The organism is Paractinoplanes pyxinae (assembly GCF_026626335.1).
GTDB classification, from domain to species: Bacteria; Actinomycetota; Actinomycetes; order Mycobacteriales; family Micromonosporaceae; genus Actinoplanes; species Actinoplanes pyxinae.
Genome location: NZ_JAPNTZ010000003.1, coordinates 68,534 through 86,225, shown reverse-complemented (window position 1 = coordinate 86,225; position 17,692 = coordinate 68,534). Strand labels below are relative to the sequence as shown.

The following is a 17,692-nucleotide window of genomic DNA, read 5'->3' as shown; positions in this document are numbered from 1 at the left end:
TGCGGGTGGATGTCCCGAGCCGGGTGGGGCCGCGAGAATCGACCGATGATGCTCACCAGGCTGCGGGCCGCGATCCGGTCGCTGGCCCGTCCGGCCGGCCCGCTGCCCCCGCTGTCGCGCCGGGGGCAGCTGTTCGACCTGCTCGTCGCGGCCGGGCTGGGGCTGGTCGCGCTCGACTCCGGCTCCGACGACCGGCCGGCGCCGCGGCACGTCGAGTTCGAGCCGAGCCTGCCCGGCCTGCCGCGGCCGCCCGTGCCGCCGGATCCCGTGTGGCCGCCCTTCCTTCCGGTCGAGGACGACGGCACCGGGTGGACGGTGGTCCTGATCGTGCTCGTGGTGCTGCCGCTGGTGTTCCGCCGCCGGTATCCGCTGACCGTGCTGTGGACGGTGCTGGTGATGGCCGTGCTGGTGCAGGACAACCCGGCCGCCCTGCGACTGTCCTTCTTCGCCTGTGTGATCGCCGGCTACAGCGCTGCGGTCTTCAGCCCGTACAAAATCCCGGCTCTGGCCAGTCTGCCCGTGGCCGCGATGCTGCACGCCGGGCTGCAGTCGGACGCCAGCTCGGTCTCCGACAGCGCGGTGCCGTTCCTGATCCTGCTGCCGATCGCGGTCGCGGCCGAGGGGTTGCGGCGGTGGAAGAAGCACGCCGACGACGGCCGGGCCCGCATGTCGGCCATGGAGCACGAGCAGATCGAGGCGCTGCGCCGGGCGACCGAGGTGGAACGGGCCCGGATAGCGCGCGAGCTGCACGACGTGGTGACCCACAACGTGAGCGTGATGGTGATCCAGGCCGGCGCGGCCCGCAAGGTCATGGACTCCACGCCCGAGGACGCCCGGGCCGCCCTGCTGGCGGTCGAGGCCGGCGGCCGGGCTGCGATGACCGAGCTGCGCCACGTCATGGGCCTGCTCACGATGGACGCCGAGGAGCACGGGACCGACCTGGCGCCGCAGCCCGGACTGGACGGGCTGGACGCTCTGGTCCGGCGGATGCGCGACTCGGGGGTCGAGGTCGAGCTGGTCGAGCGCGGCGAGCGCCGGCCGTTGCCGTCGGGCATCGAGCTGACCGTCTACCGGCTGGTGCAGGAGGCACTGACCAACACCGTCAAACACGCGGCCGACGCTTCGGTGCGGGTGCTGGTCGAATACGCCGGCGATTCCGTACGGGTGGAGGTGACCGACTCGGGCGGGCGCTCAGGCGCTTCCGCTCCGACCGGAAGCGGGCGGGGGCTCATCGGTTTGCGGGAAAGGCTGTCCGTCTACGGTGGAACGCTGGAGGCCGGCCCCCGGCTGACCGGCGGTTATCGCGTACGGGCCTGGATCCCCCTGGAGGCGGCATGACCACGGCCCCGCGGGTGCTCATCGCGGACGACCAGGCCCTGGTCCGGGCCGGGTTCCGGATGATCCTGAGCGCCGACGGCATCGAGGTGGTGGCCGAGGCGACCAACGGTTCCGAGGCCGTCGAGGCCACCCGGCAGCACCGCCCCGACGTGGTGCTGATGGACGTGCGCATGCCCGGCATGGACGGCCTCACCGCCACCCGCCACATCCTGACCGGCCCGGCCGAGGCGCCCCGCGTCCTCATGCTGACCACGTTCGACCTCGACCAGTACGTGTACGCGGCCCTGACCGCCGGGGCCAGCGGCTTCCTGCTCAAGGACGTCACCCCCGAACAGCTCACGGCCGCCGTCCGCCTGGTCCGCGCCGGCGACGCGCTGCTGGCCCCGGCCATCACCCGCCGCCTGGTGCAACGCTTCGCCCAGCACGACACCGAGCCGCCACCCCCGCACCGCGACCTGGCCGCCCTGACCCCGCGCGAGCTCGAGGTGCTGACCCTGCTGGCCCAGGGCCTGAGCAACGCCGAGCTGGCCGCCCGCCTGCACCTCTCGGAGGCGACGGTGAAGACCCACGTGGCCCGGATCCTGGCCAAGCTGTCGCTGCGCGATCGCGTCCAGGCCGTCGTCGTCGCCTACCGCACCGGCCTGGTCGCGCCCTGACTCAGCGCACCTTTTCGGCGGTGAACTGCATCTGCGGGTGGGCGTAGAACTCCTGCGCCTCGACCAGCTGAAGCTCGCGCTCGCCGGACTTGTAGGTGGTCTCGATCAGGTCGAAGACACTCGAGGCCGTACGCTCGAGGGCCACCTTCGCATCCTTGGTGCCGACGTAGTGGGCGGTGAACAGGGCCGCCGTGACGTCGCCGGAGCCGTTGGCCTTGAACGGCAGGTGCGGGGTGTTCACCAGCCAGGCGCCGCTGTTGTCGACGACCAGCATCTCGATCGTGCCCTCGGGCCGGTCGGGCCGTTCCACGCTGGTGACCAGCACGGTCGACGGGCCCATGGCCCGGGCCAGGTCGGCCGACTCGAGCGTCGACCGGATGTCGGCCGGCTCGGTGCCGGTCAGGAAGCCCAGCTCGAACTGGTTGGGCGTGATGATGTCGGCCACCGGCACCACCCGGTCGCGCAGCAGCTCGGGAATCTCGGGCGCGACGAAGCAGCCCGACTTGGCGTTGCCCATGACGGGGTCGCACGCGTACACGGCAGCCGGGTTGGCCGCCTTCACCCGCCGCACGGCATCGATGATCACGTCGCCGATGCCCACCCCGCCCTGGTAGCCGGAGAGCACGGCGTCGATCCGCGGGAAGATGCCCCGCTCCTCCACCCCGAGTAGGACGTCCGCCACATCGGCGGGCGGGATGAGCGGCCCCCGCCAGGCCCCGTAGCCCGTGTGGTTGGAGAAGTTGACCGTGAGAACCGGCACGACCTCGACGCCGATACGCTGCAGCGGGAACACCGCCGCCGAGTTGCCGACGTGGCCCCAGGCAACCGCCGACTGGATGGACAAGACCTTCATGCTGCCAGCCTAGGCCCTGAGATACCGTGCTGAAGGCAGGGATGTGGAGGAGCGGAACGTGAGTCAGAACGTGCTGGCGCCGAGCGGTGTCGCGGGGGAAGCGGGCCGGCGGCGGACGTTCGCGGTGATCTCGCACCCGGACGCCGGCAAGTCGACCATGACCGAGGCGCTGGCGCTGCACGCGCGGGTGATCGGGCAGGCCGGCGCGGTGCACGGCAAGGGCGACCGCAAGGGCGTGGTGTCCGACTGGATGGCCATGGAGCAGCAGCGCGGCATCTCGGTCACCTCGGCCGCGCTGCAGTTCTCGTACCGCGACACCGTGATCAACCTGCTCGACACGCCCGGCCACGCCGACTTCTCCGAGGACACGTATCGGGTGCTGACCGCCGTCGACAGCGCGGTCATGCTGCTGGACGCGGCCAAGGGGCTGGAACCGCAGACGCTGAAGCTGTTCGAGGTGTGCCGGCAGCGCCAGATCCCGGTGATGACGTTCATCAACAAGTGGGACCGGCCCGGTCACGACGCCCTGGCCCTGCTGGACGAGATCGAGGAGCGGATCGGGCTCAAGCCGACCCCGCTGACCTGGCCGGTGGGCATCGCCGGGCACTTCCACGGCGTGATCGACCGCCGCACCGGCGTGTTCACCCGGATGGAACGCTCCCCCGGCGGCGCCGGCCTGGCCATCGAGGAAGAGATGGACGCGGCCGAGGCGGCCGAGCGGTACGGCGCCGACTGGGCCACCGCGACCGAGGAGCTCGACCTGCTCACGATGACCGGCGCCGACCACGACCAGGATTCGTTCCTGGCTGCGAAGAGCACGCCGGTGCTGTTCGGCGCGGCGGTGGCCAACCTCGGCGTCCGGCAGCTGCTGAACGTGCTGGTCGAACTGGCCCCGCCGGCCGAGGCCCGGCCCACCGCGGCCGGCCCCGATCAGCCGGTCGACGGCGAGTTCTCCGGGTTCGTCTTCAAGATCCAGGCCAACATGAACAAGGCCCACCGCGACCAGGTGGCGTTCATGCGCATCTGTTCCGGCCGGTTCGAGCGCGGCATGGTCGTCAAGCAGGCCGGCACGGGCAAGCCGTTCACCACCAAGTACGCCCAGCAGATCTTCGGGCAGGGCCGCGACACCATCGACGAGGCCTTCCCGGGCGACGTGGTCGGCCTGGTCAACGCGACCGCGCTCGGCATCGGCGACACCCTCTACACCGGCTCTCCGGTGCAGTTCCCGCCGCTGCCGTCGTTCCCGCCGGAGCACTTCGCCGTCGTGCGCACCAACGACACGTCGGCCTTCAAGCGCTTCCGGCGCGGCATCGAGCAGCTCGACGGCGAGGGCGTGGTGCAGGTGCTGCGCTCCGAGCAGCGCGGCGACCAGTCGCCGGTGCTGGCCGCCGTGGGGCCGATGCAGTTCGAGGTCGCGACGTATCGCCTCGAGGCGGAGTTCGGCGTGCAGGTGCAACTCGACCATTTGCCGTACGAGACAGCTGCCCGCACCGACGCGGCCGGCCGGGAGATCCTGCGCTCCGAGTCGAACGTCGAGGTCATGACCCGCGTACGCGACGGCGCCCTGCTCGCCTTGTTCCCCCACCGCTGGCGCATGCGCACGGTGGCCGGCCGCCACCCCGACCTCCGCCTCGACGCCTGATCGAAGGCCGCGCGTTCGGACTACGGCCCGGGCGTGCCGTTGATGAGCTGCTCCTGGCGCTGCAGATGGCCTTGCAGAGCGGCATGGTAGTCGCCGGCGAACCTCGTCAGCTCGTCCATCTCTTGCAGCAGGTCGGCCCGGTGGGTCTCGAGTCCGGCGATCGCCTCGTCATGGTGACGGCGCGCGTCCAGGTCGAGGGTGTGGGCGCGCCGCCTCGCCTCGGCACCCGTTCGCTCGGCCTGCTCGTGCGCTTCGGCCAGCAGCAGCCGCGACTTCTCGTGAGCCTCGCGCAGGTAGGTGTCAGCTCCCCGCCGCGCCATCGCCACAACGGCGCCGGGAGTCGCCTGCTCGTGCTCGGTGGACGGTGCCGCGGCAGCGGACCGGTGCGCCTCGTCGAGCTGCCGCCGGACGAGCCGGGCCTGTTGTTCGGCGTGTCCGCACGCCTGGTTCGCGCGGTCGAGGGCGGCGGTCACGGCGGACAACTCTTCTTGGACGGCTCCTCCGGGTGCTTCCCGCCGGCGGGCCGCTCCGGTGTCGCCCAGCCGGCCCCGCAGGGCCTCGTTCTCCTCCAGCAGCCTGATCATCTCGCCGGTGACGTCGTCGAGCAGGGTGTCGACCTCGTCCTCGTCATAGCCCCGCCGGCCCAGGGAGGACTTCGTGAATTCACGGTTGTGGATGTCAGCTCGTGTCAGAGGCATGGGGCTCCCCGTGTGTGGTGAGGGGACGAGTCGCGGAAGCGAGGCCACTGTACGCGCCCGCCGCACCGTCGCACGAGCCAAACCCCTTTAATTTGCAGCAGTACGGCCGGAAATCGACCCACCATTTCTGTGCTACGGTGGCCCGGTTGCAGTTTTGATTTCCAGTGACGTTTTCGGCGCCTGAGGGTTATCTGAGACCCGCAGGCGCTTTTCGTTTTCGTGTCGTTCTCCGACGCGGGTGATCAACGCGGCGGCGACCCGGGTCCGCACCAGGCGACCCCGGACAGCCTGCGAAGGAGCAGACATGGCTACAGGCACCGTAAAGTGGTTCAACGGCGACAAGGGCTTCGGCTTCATCACCCAGGACGACGGTGGCGCCGACGTTTTCGCTCATTTCTCGGCGATCACGGCCGACGGCTACCGCAGCCTCGACGAGAATCAGCGAGTGGAGTTCGATATCACACAGGGCGCGAAAGGCCCGCAGGCTTCGAACATCCGCGTAATCTGATCCACGCTTCACTGCGGCGGCTCGACTGGTTCAGCGAGCCGCCGTTCGGCTGTTTTCCGTCACTGCCTTCTCCGATTCGCCGGCATGACAGGCTGTCATGGTTGGGCCATCGGTGATCGGGAACTTCAGCAGACATGTCAGCCACCCGCCGTTCCGGAACGGTCAGCCGCCATGCGCACCGGCGCACCCGCATCGACCTGCGCCTGCCACCCCGCGCCGAGGAACCGGTGCGGGTGGTGGTGGTTGGCGGCGGCATCGCGGGCATGACCGCGGCCCTGCTGCTGGCCGAGCGCGGCGTCACGGTCACCGTCCTCGAACGCGACGAGCAGCTCGGCGGACGACTCTCGGCGTGGCCGAAGCAGCTGGCCGACGGTTCCCGCCAGATGGTCGGCCACGGTTTCCACGCGTTCTTCCGGCAGTACTACAACTGGCGGAACATCCTGCGCCGCGTCGATCCGTCCCTGTCGTTCCTGCGCCCGGCGCAGCGCTACCCGGTGGTGTCGCGGGAATGGCCGGACGAGGACTTCGGCGGCCTGCCCGGCCGGCCGCCGTGGAGTCTGCTCGCGCTCATGGCCCGCTCCCCCAGCCTGCGGCTGCGCGAGATGCGCGACGTCGACGGACCGGCCTCGCTGGCCCTGCTGCGGTATTCGCGGGCCCGGACGTACGCCGAGTTCGACGAGCTGCCGGCGGCGGACTTCCTCGACCGGCTGGCCATGCCGGACCGGGCCCGGGCGCTGCTGTTCGACATCTTCGCCCACTCGTTCTTCAATCCCGCGGCCGAGATGTCGGCGGCCGAGATGATCATGCAGTTCCACTTCTACTTCCTGCGCAACGCCGAGGGCCTGAGCTTCGACGCACCGGACGACGACTACGAGACGGCCATCTGGACCCCGCTGGCCGACCGCCTGCGGGCGCTCGGGGCCGATATCCGTACGGGTGTGACCGTCGACCGGATCGAGCCGGGCTGGACCGTCACGCCGGCCGGGGGCGCTCCGCTGCGGGCCGACCACGTCGTGCTGGCCACCGATCCGGCCGCCGCGCGCAGCATCGTCGCTGCCTCGCACGGCCTGCCCGCCCGCCTGGTGAGCGAGATGGCGACGGTGGGGACGACGGCGCCGTACGCGGTGAGCCGGTTCTGGACCGACCGCGACGTCGCACCGGAACGCGCGATCTTCAACAGTGTGGCCCGCGAGCCGCTGCTCGACTCGATCAGCCTGTTCCACCGGGCCGAGCGCGGCGCGGCGCAGTGGGCGCGGCGCACCGGCGGCGCCGTCGTCGAGTTGCACGCCTACGCCGCGGACGCCGGCTTGGACGTGGGCACGGCCGACAAAGAGATGTGGTCGCAACTCACCGGTGTCTGGCCGGAAGCAGCCGATCTGCGCACGGTCGACAGCGACAGCCGGATCGGCTACGACGCGCCGTCGTTCGGGGTGGGCAGCGATGCCACCCGCCCCGGCGTGCACACCGGCGCGGACGGCCTGCACCTGGCCGGGGACTGGGTGCGGATGCCGTTCCCGTGCGCCCTCATGGAACGCTCGGCCGCCTCGGCGGCGACGGCCGTCAACGCGATCCTGGGCCGGCACGGCATCCGCCCGGTGCAGATCTATTCAGTCCCGCCCCGCGGACTGCTGGCCGGACGGGCCTGAAGCGATGACGCCCCACTCCTTTGTGGTTCGTCACAGCCCCCCGTTTTCAGCTGGAGACATCCAGCCGGATCACTGTTCGACCCTGGCAGGCGGGCCGCGGGCGCACCAGGGACTTCACCGGTAACTCATCGGTACTATGGCCCCGGTGACCGGAGGATCGGGGTTCGGGCTCGCCGTCCGGGCGCACCGGCGGCGGCTGGGTCTGTCGCAGGAAGATCTGGCCGAGCGGATCGGCGTCAGCATCAGCACGATCGGCAAGGTCGAGGCGGGCCGTATCAGTCAGCCCCGCCCGGCCACGGTCCGCCTGCTGGCCGACGCCTTCGGACTGACCGGCGACGCCCGGGACTCGTTCTGCCAGGGCGCCGACGAGGTCGCACCGGCGGCCCGGCCGGCGACGCAGCTGCCGCCCGACGTGCATTCCTTCACCGGCCGGGCCGACGAGCTGGCCCGGCTGGACGCCCTGCTGGCCGGCTCGGGGACGCGACCGGCGGTGGCCGTGATCTCGGCGTTGTCGGGCATGGCCGGCATCGGCAAGACGTCGCTCGCGGTGCACTGGGCCCACCGGGTCGCCGCGCAGTTCCCCGACGGTCAGCTCTACGTCAACCTGCGCGGCTTCGACCCGTCCGGGCGGGTCATGGATCCGGCCGACGCCATCCGCGGCTTCCTGGACGCGCTGGGCGTCGCACCCGGCCAGATCCCGGCCAGTCCGGACGCGCAGGCCGCCCGCTACCGCAGCCTGCTCGCCGGCCGTCGCGTCCTGGTCGTGCTCGACAACGCCCGCGACGCCGAGCAGGTGCGGGCCCTGCTGCCCGGCAGCCCCACCGCCCTCGTCCTGGTGACCAGCCGCAACCAGCTCACCGGCCTGCTCGCCACCGACGGCGCCCACCCGCTGAACCTCGGCGCGCTGAGCCCCCGGGAATCCCGCGATCTGCTGAACGACCGCCTCGGCATCGAGCGCGTGGACGCCGAGCCGGGGGCCGTGCCCGAGATCGTCGCCGCCTGCGCGGGGTTGCCGCTCGCGCTGAGCATCGCCGCCGCCCGGGCCCAGCAGTCCGGGTTCCCGCTGGCCGCCCTGGTGGCCGATCTGACCGAGGCGGGCCGGCTCAACGCCCTGGACACCGGCGACCCGCTCAGCGACGTCCGCACCATCTTCTCGTGGTCGTACGCGACCCTCACCCCACCCGCGGCGCGGCTGTTCCGGCTGCTGGGCCGGCATCCCGGCGCCGACCTGTCCACCGTGGCGGCCGCCGCCCTGGCCGGCGCCCCGGTGGCCGCGACGCGCCGACTGCTCGCGGAGCTGACCCGGGCCAGCCTGGTCACCGAACACCGGCCGGGCCGGTTCAGCCAGCACGACCTGCTCCGCGCGTACGCGGCCGAGCTCGTCTCGCCCGAGGAGGCAGGCGAGGCGTTGTCCCGGCTGATCGCCCACTACGTGCACACCGCCTGCACGGCCAACCGGCTGGTCTACCCGAACCTGGACGCCATCGCGGTGCCGCTCGAGCCGCGGCCGGACGGGGTCGAGGCAGCGCCGATCGCCGGGCACGACGCGGCCATGGCCTGGCTGACCACCGAGCACGCCAACCTGCTGGCCGCGGCCGCCCATGCCGCCGGGGCCGGCCTGCACACGTACGCCTGGCAACTGGCCTGGGGTCTGGACACCTTCCACTACCGCCAGTGGCACCTGCACGACCAGGTGGCCACCTGGCAGGCCGCCGTCACCGCGGCCCGGCACCTCGACCGCCCCGGCGTCCTGGCCTACACGCACCGCCGGCTCGGCGAGGCCTACCGCCGCCTCGGACGCCCGGCCGAGGGATCGGCCCAGGCCCGCGAGGCGCTGGCGCTGTTCGACGGTATCGGCGACCAATGCGGCGTGGCCGACGTCCACCTCGACCTCTCGATGCACGCCGAACGTGAAGGCAACCTGGAAGAGGCCCTGCAGCACGCCGAGCGCGCCCTGGCGGCGACCCGGTCGGCCGGGGCCGCCACCGAGTCCGTCGAGCTGCGGACGGCCCGGGCGCTCAACACGGTCGGCTGGTTCCACGCGCTGCTGGGCGACCAGGACGCGGCCCTGACCTTCTGCCGGGAGGCGCTGGCCATCAACACCCGCTGGGGCGACGAGGAGAACATCGCCTTCACCCTGGACAGCCTCGGCTACGCCCACCAGCACCGGCACGACTACGAGCAGGCCGTCGACCACTACGAACGGGCCATCGACGCCTTCCGCCGGCTCGGCTACGCCTCCATGACGGCCGACGCCCTCGAGCGCCTCGGCGACACCCACCACGAGGCGGGTAAGCGGGACGCCGCCCGCACGGCCTGGACCGAATCCCTCGACATCCGGACGAGGCTCGAGCTCGAGTCGGCCGAATCGGTACGCGTGAAGCTCCGCACCCGGAGTTAGCCTGACGAGATGAGCGAAAACGCCTCCGACTGGGCGGCCGACCGGCGGTCGCAGGCCCACAAACGCGCCCAGGAGGCCGGCCACCGCGCGGCCGAGCTGGAGGAGCGCCGGCTCGCCCTGGACGACGAGACCGGCCGCACGACGGGCTCGACCGAGGAGCAGAGCGCCACCGCGCAGGCCCGGGCCGAGCATTCCCGCCAGGCCGTCGACTATGCCGCCGCCCGGGCCCGGGAAGCCCACGAAGCCGCCGCGGCCGCCCACGACCGGGCCGCCGCGGCCCACGAGGACGCGGCCCGCTCCGGCATCGACCCGGAAACCCACCGCCGCAGCGCCGCCACCCACCGGACCCAGGCCGAGGAGGACCGCGAGGCGGCCCGCCGCACGGACTGACCAACCATTGAGGTTTGTCGATGACATTGCCAAGATGGCGGGATGACGAGTGCGCGGCGCCTGGTCTCGGCAACGTCCATCGTGGTGCTGGCCCTGGCCGGCGCCTTCAGTGCCTCGCCGGCGTCGGCCGCGCCGGGTGGTGACGTCGATCCCGATACGCCCTGGCGCATGCGGCACTGGCCGCAGACCCAGCCGTGGCAGGTCGACGAGGCGGTCGCGCTCAGCGGGCGCAGCGGGCCGCAACCGGTCGATCCGCAGCGCTATGAGCTGCCCGACACGATGACGTGGGACGACTACCGGGCGGTGCCCGGCACGAATTGGGCCGACCCGGCCGTACGCGGGTCGGAACGCACTTTCAACGGCGCCCTCGTGCTCGTCGACTATCCGAATCAGCCGTTCGTCGTGACGCAGCCCGCGAACTCCACCATTTTCGGCAACCCGTCCGGCGTCCAAAATCTGGCTCGCGCCGACGCGCCGCGGTTCTACCGCGACTTTCTCAACCAGCCGGGCGAGCTCAACCGCGGCCACACCATTCACGAATACTGGATGGAGGATTCGAACGGGCGGTTCGGCATCGACCTGAGCGCGTTCGGCGTCTATCAGATGCCTGCCGACAGTCACGAATACGGCATCGAGGCGCAGATGCAGCGCGGTCAGGGCTGCCCGGCCGGTGACACCTGCAATCGCAATCTGCGCACCGACGCGCGAGCGGCTTGGATCGCCGCCGTGGGTGAGACCGAGGCCGCCAAGTACGACTTCGTCTTCTTCCTTTCCGCCGGGCAGGACGAGTCGGCCACCTGGCAGGAATTCGGCCAGATGAAGTTCACCACCAAAGAGGACGTGACCGACGACTTCGGCCCGCCGGACGACGCGCTGCCGAACTGGAACGCCACCCGGTACGTCGAATGGACCTCGTGGCAGGCGTCGGCCGCCATCTGGCCCAACGCGTCGCAGGGCAGCTCACTGCAGGCCGAGAGCTCGGGCATGTCCACGTACGCGCACGAATTCAGCCATATCCTGGGCGTCGGCGACAACTACAACAACCCGTACAGCGTCCCGGCCCGCCGCGATTACAGCGGCCCGTGGGAAATGCTCAGCCGGGGCACGTTCAACGGTCCCGGTGGCCCGCACAGCCGCTGGCTCATTCCCGGCACGGCCGGTTCTTCGATGGGCGCCCAGCACATGCTGCGCAACAAGATGAAGCTGGGCATCGCCGGCGACGTCCTCCGGCTTTCCCGGGCCGCGCTGGCCGATTCGGGCGTGGTCGTCACCCGGGTGACGGCCCGGGCGGTCGACCAGGGCCTTTCGGGCATCAACGTGACGCTCGACGGCGGCGACCGTTCACCCGCCTGCGACGCCGCGACCGATCCGCTGTGTGACGGCGGCGGCTACGACAATTACACGCTCGAGGTCGTCGACCGCATGGGCTTCGACTCGTTCACGCCCGATTCCGGCGTGCTGCTGGCCAAGACGAAGAATGCCGACGCGGCGCCGTTCATCTGGACGATCGACGCCAATCCGCAGGACATCGACAAGGTCGATTTCGTCCGGCCCGACGGCACCCCGCAGATGATGACGATCGGCGACTACCGCCAGCTGTCCGACGCTCTCTTGCACGCCGGCACGAACTCCGGAAGCGAATTCGAGTACGTCGACACCGCCAACCGCCTGCACTTCTACGTCCTGAACCGGCACCGGAACAGCAAAGGCATTCTCTCGTACGACGTAGCAGTCCGCTCTCTGGACGGCGCCGGCCCCTCCACCCGCGGCGTCAAGGCGTACCCGGCGCTCGCCCGCCCCGACCGCTCCGGCTGGTCGCGCTGCACGATCCCGGTCCGCAACACCGGCCGCGCGGCCGACGTCTTCCGGATCACCGCCCCCGGCGCGACGCTCCCCCGTACGGTCATCGGCGTCCAGCCCGGCCGCACCGCCACCGCCGAGGTCTGGCTGAAGAACACCCGCCGCGCGACGGTGACCCTGACGTCGGAGAGCAACCCCGCCGCCCGAGCCACCACATCATGCACAGCTGTCAGAGCTTGACCGCCGCCGGAAAGGTCCACCCGAAGCGGACGGCCGCCAGCCGTACGGACGTCGTCACACCCACGCAGACGAGACCCGCGATCGCGACCGGCGTGCCCAGTGCGATGAGCAGAACGAACACCCCGGCCCCAGTTCCGGCGGCCACGGCGTAGAGGGTGCCGACGTGCAGGAAGGAGATCGGCCGGTTCAGGATGACGTCGCGCAGCATGCCGCCGCCGATGGCCCCGATCACGCCGACGACCAGGGCGCCGGCCTCACCGACGCCGAGCGACAGCGCCTTCGAGGCCCCGATCGCGCCGAACAGTCCCATGACGACCGCGTCGAGCACGAGGATCAGCGAGTCGGCCCGCGTGAGCACCGCCGCAGCAACAGCCCGAGGACGGCCGCGGCCGCCGCCACCAGCAGATACCAGTTCTTCCAGATGACGACGGGCCGCTGATCGAGCACGATGTCGCGCAGCACGCTTCCGCCGAGCGCGACGGCGAGCCCGATGACGACGACGCCGAGCACGTCGATGCGGCCACGCCTCTCACCGGCCGCGAACAGAGCGCCCTGAAGGCCGCCGAGCGCCGCGGCCGTTAATTCGATCCACAGCGCTACCTGAAACGGCGGGCCGGACATCCGGGTCAGCCGGCGCTGCCGGCGGCGGTCGCGATCACGTCGGCGACGACGGCGGGCTGGGTCGCGTAGACGGCGTGGCTGGCCGGGACGTCGGTGATCGTCGCACCCGCGCGCTGGGCCATGTGCTGCAGCATGGCCTGGTCGAACGCCTTGTCGTCGGTTGCGATGACGGCCCAGACCGGCTTGTCGCGCCAGGCGGCGTTCTTCACCGGCGTCGCGAACACCGCCATATTGATCGGCACCTGGGAGTCGCGGAGGAAGGCGGCGTCGGCGTCGGAGGCGTCCGCGGCGAAGCCGGCCTGGAACTTGTCGTGGTTGAGGAAGCCGTAACCGTCCTCGGTGACGTCGATGACGAAGTCGGGCGTCGCGGCGAAACCCTCGTACTGCTGGGCGGTGGTCTCGCCGGCGTCGGGGGCCAGCGCCGACACGTACACCAGCCCGGCGACCTTCGAGTGGACGCCCGCCTCGGTGATGACCGTGCCGCCCCAGGAGTGGCCGACGAGGATCGCCGGGCCGTCCTGCTGGTCGAGCACCCGGGTGGTCGCCGCGACGTCGTCCTCGAGCGAGGTCAGCGGGATCTGCACGATCGTGACCCGATAGTCCTGGGCCGTCAGCCTGTCGTAGACGCCCCGCCAGCCCGAACCGTCGGCGAACGCGCCGTGCACCAGCACCACATTGCGAATGCTCATGAGCCTGTCCCTCCGTCATCGCCTCTGATACGCAATATATTGCACGCTGCTTCGACGGTGATCAACGCGTCTTCGGTTTGTGCAAGGAGGAACATTGTGTGCAATATGCTGCATGCCGATTCCTCCGGACAGCGCCGGCGTCGACCGCTCGCTCCTGCGCGACGACGTCTATCGGCGCCTGCGCGACGCCATCGTCGACGGCACCTTCCAGCCCGGCGAGCAGCTCAAGGACGGTGAGCTGGCGGAATGGCTGGGTGTGAGCCGCACGCCGGTGCGAGAGGCTCTGCTCCGGCTCGGCGCGAGCGGCCTGGTGGTGGCGCTGCCGGGCCGGTCGACGCGGGTGAGCTCCATCGACGCCCAGGCGGTGCGGGATGCTCGTGATGTCATCGCCGCCATGCACGAATTAGCCGTACGGCAGATAACGGGCCGGCTTTCCGACCAGGACATCGAGCGCATGCGCAAGGCGAACAGCCGCTTCGCCGACGCGGTCGACGCAGGTGACATCGCCGCCGCCCTCGACGCCGACGAACAGATCCACCGGATCCCGGTCGCCGCCCTGGGCAATCAGGCCATCGCGACCGTGCTGGACCAGTTCGATCCGCTCGTCCGCCGGGTGGAACGCCTGCGCTTCACCACCGACGGCCACGCCTCGGTCGAGGTGCACGCGCGGCTGATCGAGCTGATGGCCGCCGGCGACGCGCAGGCCGCCGCCTCCGTGGCCTTCGAGCTCTGGCACACCCTCCCGGCCGATAGCTAGTCGGAGGTGATGCGCGCGCTCGACTGGCGCGTCACCAGGTTCGGGTGGATCACCTGCCGCGGTACGCGTTCGCCGGTCGTGATGCGTTCGGTCAGCATCCGGAAGCCGATGCGGCCCAGCTCGACGAAGTCCATCCAGATCGACGTCAGGGGCGGCGCGAAGTGGCGCGCGTCGGGCATGTCGTCCACCCCGACGATCGAGTAGTCGGCCGGCGCCACGAGACCCCGGTGCCGCAGCGCGTTCATGAAGCCCAGGGCCATCTGGTCGTTGCCGCTGAACACGGCCGTGAAGTCGCCGACGTCGACGCGGGCGCCGACGTCGTAGCCGGACTGCGCCGACCAGTCCCCGCGCAGGACGGGCAGAGGAGTCGCGCCCGCCTCGGCCAGGGCATCGCGGTAGCCACGTTCCCTGTCCTGGGCCTCGATGATCGGCTCCGGCCCGGCGATGTGGAAGATGCGGCGGTGGCCCAGCTCGATGAGGTGCCGCGTGGCCAGCAGGGCGGCCTCGTACGAGTCGACCGCCGCCGAATCCGCGTTGGGCCACGCCCGTCCGGAGAGGATGACCACCGGCACGGTCTCCCAGACCCGGTGCAGGGCGTCCTCGATGCCGGGGTGGGGCGACGAGATGAGGATCCCGTCGACCCGGGCCGAGAGGAACCGGTCCAGCGCCTCGTGGACCTCACGGGGCGCGTTCGCGTCGCCCGGGTCGAACTCGACCCAGCTGGTGAACAGCGCGTAGCCCGCGTCGTGGGCCGCCTCGTTGAGGCCCTGGACGATCGACCAGGTGCCGTAGACCGAGGGCCCGGTGGTGAGGACGCCGACGGTCCGCGTCGCGTTCACCCGCAGGCTGCGGGCCGACCCGTTGATCTGATAGTTCAGCTCGGCGATGGCCGACTCGATGCGCTGGCGTGTGTCGGCGCTGACGTAGCCCTTGCCGGTGTAGAACCTCGAGACGGTCTGGGCCGACACGCCGGCCAGCCGGCCGACGTCCACCATCTTGGGGCGCGTCTGCGGCTGCCGCGCCCGTGCCTCTGACATGTGACCCCTCCCGTGCACCGGCCCAGTATCGCAAGGCCCGTCCTCGTTACCGACGTGTTACAAACTGGCCTCTTGCGCGACCGTAGGTTATCGATAACCTAACGCGTAGGTTATCGATAACTCACTCTCCGCGGCACTCTCCCCAGTGGTGAATAGGTATTCCACCACGCATCGAAATCTGAAGGAGTTCCGGTGTCCTCTGCATCCCGTCGCCGGGTGGTCATCAACACCGACGCCAAGAACGAGGCCGACGACCAGTTCGCGATCGTGCACGCGTTGCTCTCGCCGACGCTCGACGTCCGCGGCCTGATCCCGGCCCACTTCGGCCAGCGGCGCAGCGTACGCAGCATGGAGGAGTCCCGCGAAGAGATCGAGCTGTTGCTGCGGCTGATGGAGCTCGAGGACGTCGTGGTGGCCGACGGGGCCGCCGAGGCGATCGCCGACGAGGTCACGCCGCAGGACAGCCCGGGCGCGCGGCTGATCATCGAGGAGAGCAAGGGCGACGACACGCTCTACGTCGCTTTCCTCGGCCCGCTGACCGACATGGCCTCGGCGATCCTGCTCGATCCGGAGATCGTGCACCGCGACATCGTGGTGATCTGGATCGGCGGCGTCGGCTACGGCGGCCTGGAGAGCTACTGCGGCATCGAGTTCAACCTGAGCAACGACATCGCCGCCGCCAACGTGGTCTTCGACTCCGGGATCACGGTGTGGCAGGTGCCGTCCAACGTCTACTCGCAGGTCTCGGTGGGCTACGCCGAGCTCGAGGAGAAGATCGGCGGCACGTCGGCCCTCGCCGACTATCTGATCAAGCAACTGATCGAGTTCAACGACGCCCATCACGACGAGCCGATCGAGTCGCGCTCGCTGGGCGACTCCCCGGCCATTTCTCTGATGCTCTTCCCGCGCGGTGGCCAGTTCCGCACGGTGCCGGCCCCGCGCTTCGGCCAGGAGGGCCACTACCTGCCGGGCAGCGGTCATCCCATCCGGCTCGTCGAGACCGTCGACGTCCGCTTCCTGCTCGAGGACATGTTCGCCAAGATCCGCCGCTTCGGCCGCCGCCCCCAGGCCGGCTGACGCGCCCCTCACCCCCGCTAGGAGACAGAGATGAACGACAGCCCCCTCAACCGCCGCAAGTTTCTGAGCCTGACCGGTGGCGCCGCTCTCGCGGCGGGCCTGGCCGCCTGCACCGGTACGGGTGACGACTCCGCCAGTGCCCCGGCCGGCGGCTCCGGCAACGGCTCCAAGGAGCTGCGGCTGTTCACCTACGAGGACAACTCGACCATCGATCTGGTCAAGGCTCAGGTGAAGCAGTTCGACGCGCAGAACGGCACGACCACCACCGTCGACTCGCTGCCCGGCTCGGGCGCGGCCGTCTACCCCGACAAGCTGCGCACCGAGCTGCTCGGCGGCAAGGGACCGGACGTCTGGCGCATCTGGGGCGGCCAGATCGGCGCCCCCTTCGTCAAGGCCAAGCAGGCCATGGACCTGAGCAGCTATTACACCAAGTTCGGCTGGGACGCCAAGCTCAACCAGGCGGCCGTGCAGGGCATGACGTTCGACGGCGTCAAGGGCGGCGTGCCGTTCATCGTGAACGGTCTCGGCAGCTGGTACAGCAAGGCCGCGTTCGACAAGGCCGGCATCAGTGCGCCCCCGAAGTCGTACGCGGAACTGGAAGAGATGAACGCCAAGCTGGTCGCGGCCGGCATCACGCCGGCCGGGCTCGGTGGCAAGTACGGCTGGGACATCATGCGCCTGTTCGAGTACCTGCTCGAGGTCTCGGCCGGGCCGGAGCTGCACGACAAGCTGCTCACCGGCGACGAGAGCTGGGACCGGCCCGAGGTCGTCACCGCGTTCACCAACTTCAAGAAGTGGCAGGACCAGAAGTGGCTGCCCAACGGCGCGGTCGCGCTCGACCCGGCCGATGTCGAGCTCTGGTACGTGCAGGGCAAGGCCGCGTACACGATCACCGGCTCGTGGACCGAGGCCCAGGGCATCCAGGCCGCGAACAAGAAGTCGGCCGACTTCGGCGTCTTCACCCTGCCCACGGGGCACACGCCGGAACGGCACTCGGGCTTCGTCGAGGGCTACATGATCAATGCCAAGGCCGGGAACCCGGACATGGCGGCCGCCCTGCTCGACTTCATCGTCAAGCCCGAGACGCAGAAGGCCCTCAAGGTCACCTCGTCGGCCATCACCGGCGCCGAGCCCGACAAAGCGACGCTGCCGCTGTCGTACGAGTACTCGCAGAGCGCCGGCAAGCAGCCGTTCTACACCATTCAGGACCAGGCGTTCCCGAAGAAGCAGGCGGACCAGTACTTCGCCGTCCAGAGCGACGTGCTGCAGGGCAAGACCAGCCCGGCCGACGCGGCCAAGAAGATGCAGGACGTCATCAAGGCCTGGGACAAGAGCTGAC

At 70.6% G+C, this 17,692-nt stretch carries 17 protein-coding genes; 11 read left to right on the top strand and 6 right to left on the bottom strand.

What is annotated here, in order from left to right:
- Positions 1 to 45: 45 nt before the first annotated feature.
- Entirely contained in the window at positions 46 to 1,338 is a 1,293-nt protein-coding gene (locus tag OWR29_RS08475; RefSeq protein ID WP_267562000.1) for a sensor histidine kinase, read from the top strand.
- Entirely contained in the window at positions 1,335 to 1,994 is a 660-nt protein-coding gene (locus OWR29_RS08470) for a response regulator (RefSeq protein ID WP_267561999.1), read from the top strand. Before OWR29_RS08475 ends, OWR29_RS08470 begins: the two co-directional genes overlap by 4 nt.
- Before the next feature lies 1 nt (position 1,995).
- Here the strand turns inward: OWR29_RS08470 and pdxY are convergent, their stop codons facing one another.
- Complete coding sequence (gene pdxY / locus OWR29_RS08465; protein WP_267561998.1) at positions 1,996 to 2,847, bottom strand: pyridoxal kinase PdxY; 852 nt, start codon at positions 2,845 to 2,847, stop codon at positions 1,996 to 1,998.
- Between the two features lie 58 nt (positions 2,848 to 2,905).
- On the opposite strand from pdxY, the gene OWR29_RS08460 reads away from it, so the two are divergent.
- Positions 2,906 to 4,489 carry a peptide chain release factor 3 gene (locus OWR29_RS08460; protein ID WP_267561997.1) on the top strand — a complete coding sequence of 528 codons (1,584 nt, stop codon included), beginning with the start codon at positions 2,906 to 2,908 and terminating at the stop codon, positions 4,487 to 4,489.
- A gap of 20 nt (positions 4,490 to 4,509) precedes the next feature.
- Here OWR29_RS08460 and OWR29_RS08455 read toward each other — a convergent pair whose 3' ends face one another.
- The gene (locus tag OWR29_RS08455) at positions 4,510 to 5,187 is read right to left on the bottom strand and encodes a DivIVA domain-containing protein (RefSeq protein WP_267561996.1); all 678 of its coding nucleotides are present in this window, start codon (positions 5,185 to 5,187) and stop codon (positions 4,510 to 4,512) included.
- 304 nt (positions 5,188 to 5,491) lie between these two features.
- On the opposite strand from OWR29_RS08455, the gene OWR29_RS08450 reads away from it, so the two are divergent.
- From OWR29_RS08450 to OWR29_RS08430, 5 genes are all read left to right on the top strand, one after another.
- Positions 5,492 to 5,695, top strand: a complete 204-nt coding sequence (locus OWR29_RS08450) for a cold-shock protein (protein ID WP_267561995.1) — start codon at positions 5,492 to 5,494, stop codon at positions 5,693 to 5,695.
- Between the two features lie 134 nt (positions 5,696 to 5,829).
- The gene (locus OWR29_RS08445) at positions 5,830 to 7,341 is read left to right on the top strand and encodes an FAD-dependent oxidoreductase (protein ID WP_267561994.1); all 1,512 of its coding nucleotides are present in this window, start codon (positions 5,830 to 5,832) and stop codon (positions 7,339 to 7,341) included.
- Positions 7,342 to 7,486: 145 nt separating this feature from the next.
- Complete coding sequence (locus OWR29_RS08440) at positions 7,487 to 9,742, top strand: ATP-binding protein (RefSeq protein WP_267561993.1); 2,256 nt, start codon at positions 7,487 to 7,489, stop codon at positions 9,740 to 9,742.
- Positions 9,743 to 9,751: 9 nt separating this feature from the next.
- Positions 9,752 to 10,132 (top strand): hypothetical protein, encoded by a 381-nt coding sequence (locus OWR29_RS08435; protein WP_267561992.1) that lies wholly within the window; start codon positions 9,752 to 9,754, stop codon positions 10,130 to 10,132.
- Positions 10,133 to 10,174: 42 nt separating this feature from the next.
- On the top strand, positions 10,175 to 12,172 hold the full coding sequence (locus OWR29_RS08430) for a M6 family metalloprotease domain-containing protein (RefSeq protein WP_267561991.1): 1,998 nt from the start codon (positions 10,175 to 10,177) through the stop codon (positions 12,170 to 12,172).
- On the opposite strand, the gene OWR29_RS08425 is transcribed toward OWR29_RS08430, so the two are convergent.
- The 3 genes from OWR29_RS08425 to OWR29_RS08415 are packed head-to-tail and all read right to left on the bottom strand — an operon-like array spanning position 12,162 to position 13,482.
- On the bottom strand, positions 12,162 to 12,530 hold the full coding sequence (locus tag OWR29_RS08425; protein WP_267561990.1) for a trimeric intracellular cation channel family protein: 369 nt from the start codon (positions 12,528 to 12,530) through the stop codon (positions 12,162 to 12,164). The two genes, OWR29_RS08430 and OWR29_RS08425, sit on opposite strands and share 11 nt — an antisense overlap.
- Positions 12,506 to 12,793 (bottom strand): TRIC cation channel family protein, encoded by a 288-nt coding sequence (locus OWR29_RS08420; protein ID WP_267561989.1) that lies wholly within the window; start codon positions 12,791 to 12,793, stop codon positions 12,506 to 12,508. The genes OWR29_RS08425 and OWR29_RS08420 overlap by 25 nt, the downstream gene beginning before the upstream one ends.
- A gap of 5 nt (positions 12,794 to 12,798) precedes the next feature.
- A complete protein-coding gene (locus tag OWR29_RS08415; protein ID WP_267561988.1) occupies positions 12,799 to 13,482 on the bottom strand; it encodes an alpha/beta fold hydrolase in 684 nt (227 codons plus the stop codon).
- Positions 13,483 to 13,594: 112 nt separating this feature from the next.
- Here OWR29_RS08415 and OWR29_RS08410 point away from each other — a divergent pair, with 112 nt between their 5' ends.
- Positions 13,595 to 14,239: a GntR family transcriptional regulator gene (locus tag OWR29_RS08410; protein WP_267561987.1), complete on the top strand. Its 645-nt coding sequence runs from the start codon at positions 13,595 to 13,597 to the stop codon at positions 14,237 to 14,239.
- Here the strand turns inward: OWR29_RS08410 and OWR29_RS08405 are convergent.
- Complete coding sequence (locus tag OWR29_RS08405; RefSeq protein WP_267561986.1) at positions 14,236 to 15,276, bottom strand: LacI family DNA-binding transcriptional regulator; 1,041 nt, start codon at positions 15,274 to 15,276, stop codon at positions 14,236 to 14,238. The two genes, OWR29_RS08410 and OWR29_RS08405, sit on opposite strands and share 4 nt — an antisense overlap.
- Positions 15,277 to 15,468: 192 nt before the next feature.
- Between OWR29_RS08405 and OWR29_RS08400 the strand changes: the two genes are divergently transcribed.
- Positions 15,469 to 16,353: a nucleoside hydrolase gene (locus OWR29_RS08400; protein ID WP_267561985.1), complete on the top strand. Its 885-nt coding sequence runs from the start codon at positions 15,469 to 15,471 to the stop codon at positions 16,351 to 16,353.
- 30 nt (positions 16,354 to 16,383) lie between these two features.
- Positions 16,384 to 17,691, top strand: coding sequence for an ABC transporter substrate-binding protein (locus OWR29_RS08395; protein ID WP_267561984.1), 1,308 nt, complete (start codon positions 16,384 to 16,386; stop codon positions 17,689 to 17,691).
- The last annotated feature ends 1 nt before the right edge of the window (position 17,692 follow it).

Bases quoted from the DNA above. Each gene is read 5' to 3' on its own strand.
- OWR29_RS08455 (WP_267561996.1), bottom strand. From the start codon at position 5,187: ATGCCTCTGACACGAGCTGACATCCACAACCGTGAATTCACGAAGTCC.
- OWR29_RS08445 (WP_267561994.1), top strand. From the start codon at position 5,830: ATGTCAGCCACCCGCCGTTCCGGAACGGTCAGCCGCCATGCGCACCGG.
- OWR29_RS08430 (WP_267561991.1), top strand. From the start codon at position 10,175: ATGACGAGTGCGCGGCGCCTGGTCTCGGCAACGTCCATCGTGGTGCTG.
- OWR29_RS08415 (WP_267561988.1), bottom strand. From the start codon at position 13,482: ATGAGCATTCGCAATGTGGTGCTGGTGCACGGCGCGTTCGCCGACGGT.
- OWR29_RS08435 (WP_267561992.1), top strand. From the start codon at position 9,752: ATGAGCGAAAACGCCTCCGACTGGGCGGCCGACCGGCGGTCGCAGGCC.
- pdxY (WP_267561998.1), bottom strand. From the start codon at position 2,847: ATGAAGGTCTTGTCCATCCAGTCGGCGGTTGCCTGGGGCCACGTCGGC.
- OWR29_RS08420 (WP_267561989.1), bottom strand. From the start codon at position 12,793: ATGTCCGGCCCGCCGTTTCAGGTAGCGCTGTGGATCGAATTAACGGCC.
- OWR29_RS08410 (WP_267561987.1), top strand. From the start codon at position 13,595: ATGCCGATTCCTCCGGACAGCGCCGGCGTCGACCGCTCGCTCCTGCGC.
- OWR29_RS08475 (WP_267562000.1), top strand. From the start codon at position 46: ATGATGCTCACCAGGCTGCGGGCCGCGATCCGGTCGCTGGCCCGTCCG.
- OWR29_RS08395 (WP_267561984.1), top strand. From the start codon at position 16,384: ATGAACGACAGCCCCCTCAACCGCCGCAAGTTTCTGAGCCTGACCGGT.
- OWR29_RS08405 (WP_267561986.1), bottom strand. From the start codon at position 15,276: ATGTCAGAGGCACGGGCGCGGCAGCCGCAGACGCGCCCCAAGATGGTG.
- OWR29_RS08470 (WP_267561999.1), top strand. From the start codon at position 1,335: ATGACCACGGCCCCGCGGGTGCTCATCGCGGACGACCAGGCCCTGGTC.
- OWR29_RS08450 (WP_267561995.1), top strand. From the start codon at position 5,492: ATGGCTACAGGCACCGTAAAGTGGTTCAACGGCGACAAGGGCTTCGGC.